Annotated in this window: 6 protein-coding genes; 4 read left to right on the plus strand and 2 right to left on the minus strand. The window is 73.7% G+C overall.

The window, feature by feature from the left end; translation table 11 throughout:
- The 3 genes from GTW67_RS34955 to GTW67_RS34960 all read left to right on the plus strand — a co-directional run.
- The coding region (locus GTW67_RS34955) for a WYL domain-containing protein (protein ID WP_161168738.1) at positions 1–324 on the plus strand (324 nt) is incomplete at its 5' end.
- 423 nt (positions 325–747) lie between these two features.
- Complete coding sequence (locus tag GTW67_RS37300; protein ID WP_202438107.1) at positions 748–918, plus strand: hypothetical protein; 171 nt, start codon at positions 748–750, stop codon at positions 916–918.
- Between the two features lie 84 nt (positions 919–1,002).
- On the plus strand, positions 1,003–2,646 hold the full coding sequence (locus GTW67_RS34960; RefSeq protein ID WP_161168739.1) for a DNA repair helicase XPB: 1,644 nt from the start codon (positions 1,003–1,005) through the stop codon (positions 2,644–2,646).
- A 33-nt stretch (positions 2,647–2,679) separates the two neighbouring features.
- Here GTW67_RS34960 and GTW67_RS34965 read toward each other — a convergent pair whose 3' ends face one another.
- Both GTW67_RS34965 and GTW67_RS34970 read right to left on the minus strand, forming a co-directional pair.
- On the minus strand, positions 2,680–3,063 hold the full coding sequence (locus tag GTW67_RS34965; protein ID WP_237519175.1) for a hypothetical protein: 384 nt from the start codon (positions 3,061–3,063) through the stop codon (positions 2,680–2,682).
- Between the two features lie 139 nt (positions 3,064–3,202).
- Complete coding sequence (locus GTW67_RS34970; protein ID WP_161168740.1) at positions 3,203–3,388, minus strand: hypothetical protein; 186 nt, start codon at positions 3,386–3,388, stop codon at positions 3,203–3,205.
- 307 nt (positions 3,389–3,695) lie between these two features.
- On the opposite strand from GTW67_RS34970, the gene GTW67_RS34975 reads away from it, so the two are divergent.
- Positions 3,696–5,741, plus strand: a complete 2,046-nt coding sequence (locus GTW67_RS34975; protein ID WP_161168741.1) for a HelD family protein — start codon at positions 3,696–3,698, stop codon at positions 5,739–5,741.
- Positions 5,742–6,151: the final 410 nt, after the last annotated feature.

Raw genomic sequence — 6,151 nt, forward strand, 5'->3', positions numbered from 1 at the left:
GCGGTGCGGGCCGGTGACCTGGCGTCCACGGCCCCGCGCAAGCCGGGCGCGGGCACCGGCGAGGGCACCCCGGCCGCCGACGGCGAGCTGCCCCGCACGGGCGCGGCCGAGACCCTGGCCACCGTGCAGGCTGCCGTGCTGACCGGCGAGGCGCTGTGGATCGGCTACGTGAACGCCGAGGGCGCCGCCAGCCAGCGCGTCATCGCCCCGATCCGGGTGGAGGGCGGTTTCGTCACGGCGTACGACCACACGGCGGACGAGGTGCGCACGTATCCGCTGCACCGGATCACGGGCGTGGCGGAGCTCGCCGACGACGCGACCTGACGGGTTCCGCTCGGCGGTCCCGCACACCGGGTTCCCGCGGGTGCGCACTTTCGGGCGTACGGGGCGGTTCATGCACGCCACGCCGGTCTTTTCCCACCTCCGGGGGAGCTTTCCCCGTGTTCCGCATCGGTTCACCGGGGCCCGGGCAGCCACCGGGTGTCCCACCGCCGAACGAAAGGAAGCTCCCGATGCGTGCCGCTCGTCGTGTCGTCACCGTCCTGGCCTCCACCGCCGCGCCGCGCGTCGCGGCGGTCGGCGAGGCCGCCGCGGCCGGCATCGATCCGGTCGGGGGCCTCGCCCCCTGACCCGTCCGTCCCGCATCTCCGTCGTGAGCGGGCCGGCCCCAGTCCTCTCCCTGGTGCCGGCCCGCTTCCGCTTCCCCCCTGATTCCCCCCTGCGTATTCCGAAAGGCCGGACCGCCCCATGCACTCGAAACTCCCCGACTCCACCCGCGCCGCCGTCGCCGTCTCCGTCGCCGCCCTGATCACCGCGGCCGCCCTGTTCGGCTCGCTCGCCCCCGAGGCCACCGCGCTGCCCGTCACCGGGGGGATCACCGTGCAGGGACCGCCGGCCGGCCAGCTCCTACCGCGGTAGCGGGCACCCTCGGGCCGCGATCAGGCACACTGGACGATCGGCCGTGCCGTCGTCCGGCCGTACGCACGCGAAAGGGTGCCGCCCGTGAATGGTCCGCTCATCGTCCAGTCCGACAAGACCCTGCTCCTGGAGGTCGACCACGAGCAGGCCGACGACTGCCGCCGTGCCATCGCGCCCTTCGCCGAACTGGAGCGGGCGCCCGAGCACATCCACACCTACCGGGTGACCCCGCTCGGCCTGTGGAACGCCCGGGCCGCCGGGCACGACGCCGAGCAGGTCGTGGACGCGCTCGTGCAGTACAGCCGCTACCCGGTGCCGCACGCGCTGCTCGTCGACATCGCCGAGACGATGGACCGCTACGGCCGCCTCACCCTCTCCAAGCACCCGGCGCACGGACTGGTCCTGACGACCACCGACCGGCCGGTGCTGGAGGAGGTCCTGAAGTCGAAGCGGATCGCCCCGCTGGTCGGCACCCGCATCGACCCCGACACGGTGGCCGTGCACCCCTCCGAGCGCGGGCAGATCAAGCAGACGCTGCTCAAGCTGGGCTGGCCCGCCGAGGACCTCGCCGGGTACGTCGACGGCGAGGCGCACCCGATCGAGCTGGCCGAGGACGGCTGGGCGCTGCGCCCGTACCAGAAGCAGGCCGTGGAGAACTTCTGGCACGGCGGCAGCGGTGTCGTCGTGCTGCCCTGCGGCGCGGGCAAGACGCTGGTCGGCGCCGGGTCGATGGCGCAGGCCAAGTCGACCACGCTGATCCTCGTCACCAACACCGTCTCCGCCCGGCAGTGGAAGCACGAGCTGGTGAAGCGGACGTCGCTGACCGAGGACGAGATCGGCGAGTACAGCGGGACGCGCAAGGAGATCCGGCCCGTCACCATCGCCACCTACCAGGTGCTGACGACCCGCCGGAAGGGCGTCTACCCGCACCTGGAGCTGTTCGACTCCCGGGACTGGGGGCTGATCGTCTACGACGAGGTGCACCTGCTGCCGGCGCCGGTCTTCAAGTTCACCGCCGACCTTCAGGCGCGGCGCCGGCTCGGGCTCACCGCGACGCTGGTCCGCGAGGACGGCCGGGAGTCGGACGTGTTCTCGCTCATCGGCCCCAAGCGCTTCGACGCGCCGTGGAAGGAGATCGAGGCGCAGGGCTACATCGCGCCCGCCGACTGCGTCGAGGTCCGGGTCAACCTCACCGACTCCGAGCGGCTCGCGTACGCGACCGCCGAGACGGAGGAGAAGTACCGCTTCTGCGCGACGACCGCGACCAAGCGGAAGGTGACGGAGGCGATCGTGCGGCGCTTCGCCGGGCAGCAGATCCTCGTCATCGGCCAGTACATCGACCAGCTCGACGAGCTGGGCGAGCATCTGGGGGCGCCGGTCATCAAGGGCGAGACGTCCAACGCGCAGCGGGAGAAGCTCTTCGAGTCCTTCCGGCAGGGCGAGATCAGCGTGCTCGTCGTGTCGAAGGTCGCGAACTTCTCGATCGACCTGCCGGAGGCGACGGTCGCGATCCAGGTGTCCGGCACCTTCGGTTCGCGGCAGGAGGAGGCCCAGCGCCTCGGCCGGGTGCTGCGGCCCAAGGCGGACGGCCACCAGGCGCACTTCTACTCGGTCGTCGCCCGCGACACCCTCGACCAGGACTTCGCCGCCCACCGCCAGCGCTTCCTGGCGGAACAGGGCTACGCCTACCGGATCATGGACGCGGACGAGCTGCTGGCGGAGGGCTGAGCGCCCCCGCCGCCGTGACCGGGCCCGGCCCGGTCACGGCGCGGGCAGGGTGAAAACCAGCAGCAGGACGATGAGGGACGGCAGCAGCGAGGCGAACGCCAGCCACGCGCGCAGGGCGGCCCACCGGCGGGTCCACGGGATCACCCAGGCGGCGATCCAGACGCCGAAGGAGAGGAAGCCGCCGATGTACAGCGTCCCGTAGATCAGCTCCAGGGAGGTCATCAGCGCCTGCGAGCAGTCGTCCGGGCCGCAGCTGTCGGTCGCCATGACCGACAGCCCGCCGAGGAACAGCGCCGCCGGGCCCAGCACGGTGAGGAGCGCGGTGGCGACGGTCGGGGCGACCCAGGCGTGACGGTCCCGGTCGGCCCGCCGCGGCAGGGCGGCGGGCGGCTGCGCCATGAAGTGCGGTGTGGTCATACGGCCAGTGAAGCCGCGCGTCCCGTGCCCGCGCACCGGCGGACGTACTCAACCGCCGCGCGTCGGCGTACTCAGGCCGGCGGCGCGGGTACGGACGCCTTCGGCGGGGGCGCGGGTGTCACCGGCGCGCGTACGGACGTCACCGGCGGCGGACGCCGGCCTCCTCGCCGTACTCGCCGAGGACGACCACGTCGAAGGCGGCGCCCGCGAACACCTTGACGGCGCGCAGGGCGTCACCGAGCCGGTGCCGGTGGCTGCCGGCCACGGGCGTCGCGCCGGGCGGACGGCCCGGTGCCGGGGCGGGGGAGATGGTTGCTGCGCTCATGTCTCCATGGTGCGATTTCGGACATAGGCCTGTCATCGGTCTCCGGACCGACCCCGCGCCGCCGTCCGCTACGACCGTGGAGGGAGCGCGTCCCCCAGTACGGAGGACGCGATCCCCTAGGGGACGGGGGCCCGGGGGCGAGGGTTCCCTGGGGCGGGGAAAACGGTTGGCCCGCGTCGCGCCGCGTCCCCTAGAATCTCCGCTCTTGCCCGCCTCCTCCCACGGAGCGCCGCCGTCCGGACGGAAACCGGTCGGCCCACCGCGCAGCCCGCGCCCACCGAACCGCAGGTCGACCGGAGGCACCCCCTTGTCCACGCCCGTCCACGACGACCCCCTCTCCCGCGAGCGCGCCCACCTCGCCGCGTCCCGCTCCGCCCTGCGGGCCATGCGCGAGGACGTCGAGTCGCTCGACATCACCGACGTCACCGCGAACTGGGTCAACGCCGCGGTGCTGGAAGCCCAGATCGAGGACCGCATCAAGGCGCTCGCCGACCTCAGCGACACCCCGCTGTTCTTCGGCCGGCTCGACTACCTGCACGCACCGGGGGCCGAGCAGGCCGAGGGCGCGGAGGGGGAGCAGTTCTATATCGGGCGCCGGCACGTGCACGACGCGGACGGCGACCCGATGGTGATCGACTGGCGGGCGCCGGTCTCGCAGCCGTTCTACCGGGCGTCGAAGAAGGACCCGCTGGACGTCGGGCTGCGCCGCCGCTTCGGCTACACCGGCGGGGACCTCACGGCGTACGAGGACGAGCACCTGTCCGACCCGGCCGAGGCGGCGGCCACCAGCAAGCTGCTCCAGCAGGAGATCGAGCGGCCCCGCGTCGGCCCGATGCGGGACATCGTCGCGACCATCCAGCCCGAGCAGGACGAGATCGTGCGCGCCGGGCTCGCCGGGTCGGTCTGCGTGCAGGGCGGCCCCGGCACCGGCAAGACCGCCGTCGGCCTGCACCGGGTCGCCTACCTCCTGTACGCCCACCGCGAGCGGCTCGCCCGCACCGGCACGCTCGTCATCGGGCCGAACAAGTCCTTCCTGCACTACATCGAGCAAGTGCTGCCCGCGCTGGGCGAGCTGACGGTCCGCCAGGCCACGGTCGACGACCTGGTCGCGCACGTCGAGGTGCGCGGCGCGGACGACGCCGCCGCCGCGGTGGTCAAGGGTGACGCCCGGATGGCGGAGGTGCTGCGCCGGGCGCTGTACTCGCACGTCACGCCGCCCACCGAGGGGATCGTGGTCGTGCGCGGCTCGCGCCGGTGGAGGGTGGCTGCGTACGAGCTGGAGGAGATCGTGCGCGAGCTGCTGGCCCGCGGGATCCGCTACGGCGCCGCCCGCGAGGCCCTGCCGCAGCGCGTCGCGCACGCGGTGCTGGTGCAGATGGAGCGGGCGGGCGAGGCGCCGGACGACCGGGTGCAGAACGCGGTGGCGCGCAACGCCGCGGTGAAGGCGGCGGTGAAGTCGGTGTGGCCGCAGGTCGACCAGGCGAAGCTGGTGCTGCGTCTGCTGACCGACGCGGACTTCCTCGCCGAGCACGCCGAGGGTGTGCTCACGGAGGACGAGCAGAAGACGATCCTGTGGGTGAAGCCGGCCCGGTCGGTGAAGTCCGCCCGGTGGTCGCCCGCGGACGCGGTGCTGATCGACGAGGCGACCGACCTGATCGAGCGCACCCACTCGCTCGGGCACGTGGTCCTCGACGAGGCGCAGGACCTGTCGCCGATGCAGTACCGCGCGGTGGGCCGGCGCTGCACCACCGGCTCGGCGACCGTCCTCGGCGACCTGGCGCAGGGCACGACGCCGTGGGCGACGCGGAGCTGGGAGGAGGCGCTGGCTCATCTGGGCAAGGGCGAGGCGGTGATCGAGGAGCTGACGGCCGGTTTCCGCGTGCCGACGGACGTCATCACGTACGCGTCGCGGCTGCTGCCGTCCATCGCGCCGGGGCTGACGCCGGTGGCGTCGATCCGTGAGAACCCGGGGTTCTTCGAGATCCGCGCGGCCTCGGACGGTACGGCGGACGTGGTGGCGGCGTGCCGTGAGCTGCTGTGCCGGGAGGGGTCGGTGGGGCTGATCGCCGCGGACGCGCGGGTGCGGGAGCTGGCGGACGCGCTGGCGGCGGCGGGGATCGGCCACCTGGGCCCGGGCGAGGAGACCACCCGGGCCACCCGCCTCACCCTGGTCCCGGCCTCGCTGGCCAAGGGCCTGGAGTACGACTACGTGGTCCTGGACGAGCCCCAGGCCGTGATCGACGGCGAACCGGACGAACGCACGGGTCTGCGACGCCTGTACGTCTGCCTGACCCGAGCGGTGTCGGGGCTACTGGTAACCCACGCGACAACGCTGCCGCAGCAACTGACCTAGCCGCAAGCCCCCCGCCGCTCCAGCGCGCCTCCCCAGCTGCGGACACCTCGCCGCTCCAGCGCCTCCGCAGCTGCGGGCAGTCGCACAGCCGCATAGCCGCTGGCAGCCCGCCGCTCCAGCTTCCGCAGCCACGGGCTGGCCGCAGCCGCACAGCGGCGGGCATTCGCGGCACCCCAGCTTCCGCAGCCGCGGGCAGTCGTGCCGCCTGGGGCGGCACGGGTGGGCGCGGCGGCACCCGGCCAGTGCCGGGTCACGTCACCCGGCCCCCCCGCGGCATTGCCGGTGGCTGTTCGGCCCACGGGTGCCCGGCGCCGGTGCGGGCCAGGGGTGGGACGCGGAGCCCGGCGCTGCCGGGGTGCCGCTGCGCCCACCCGTGCCGCCCCAGCGGCACGACTGCCCGCAGCTACGTA

The sequence above is a fragment of the Streptomyces sp. SID5910 genome, from assembly GCF_009862125.1.
Classification (GTDB): Bacteria; Actinomycetota; Actinomycetes; order Streptomycetales; family Streptomycetaceae; genus Streptomyces.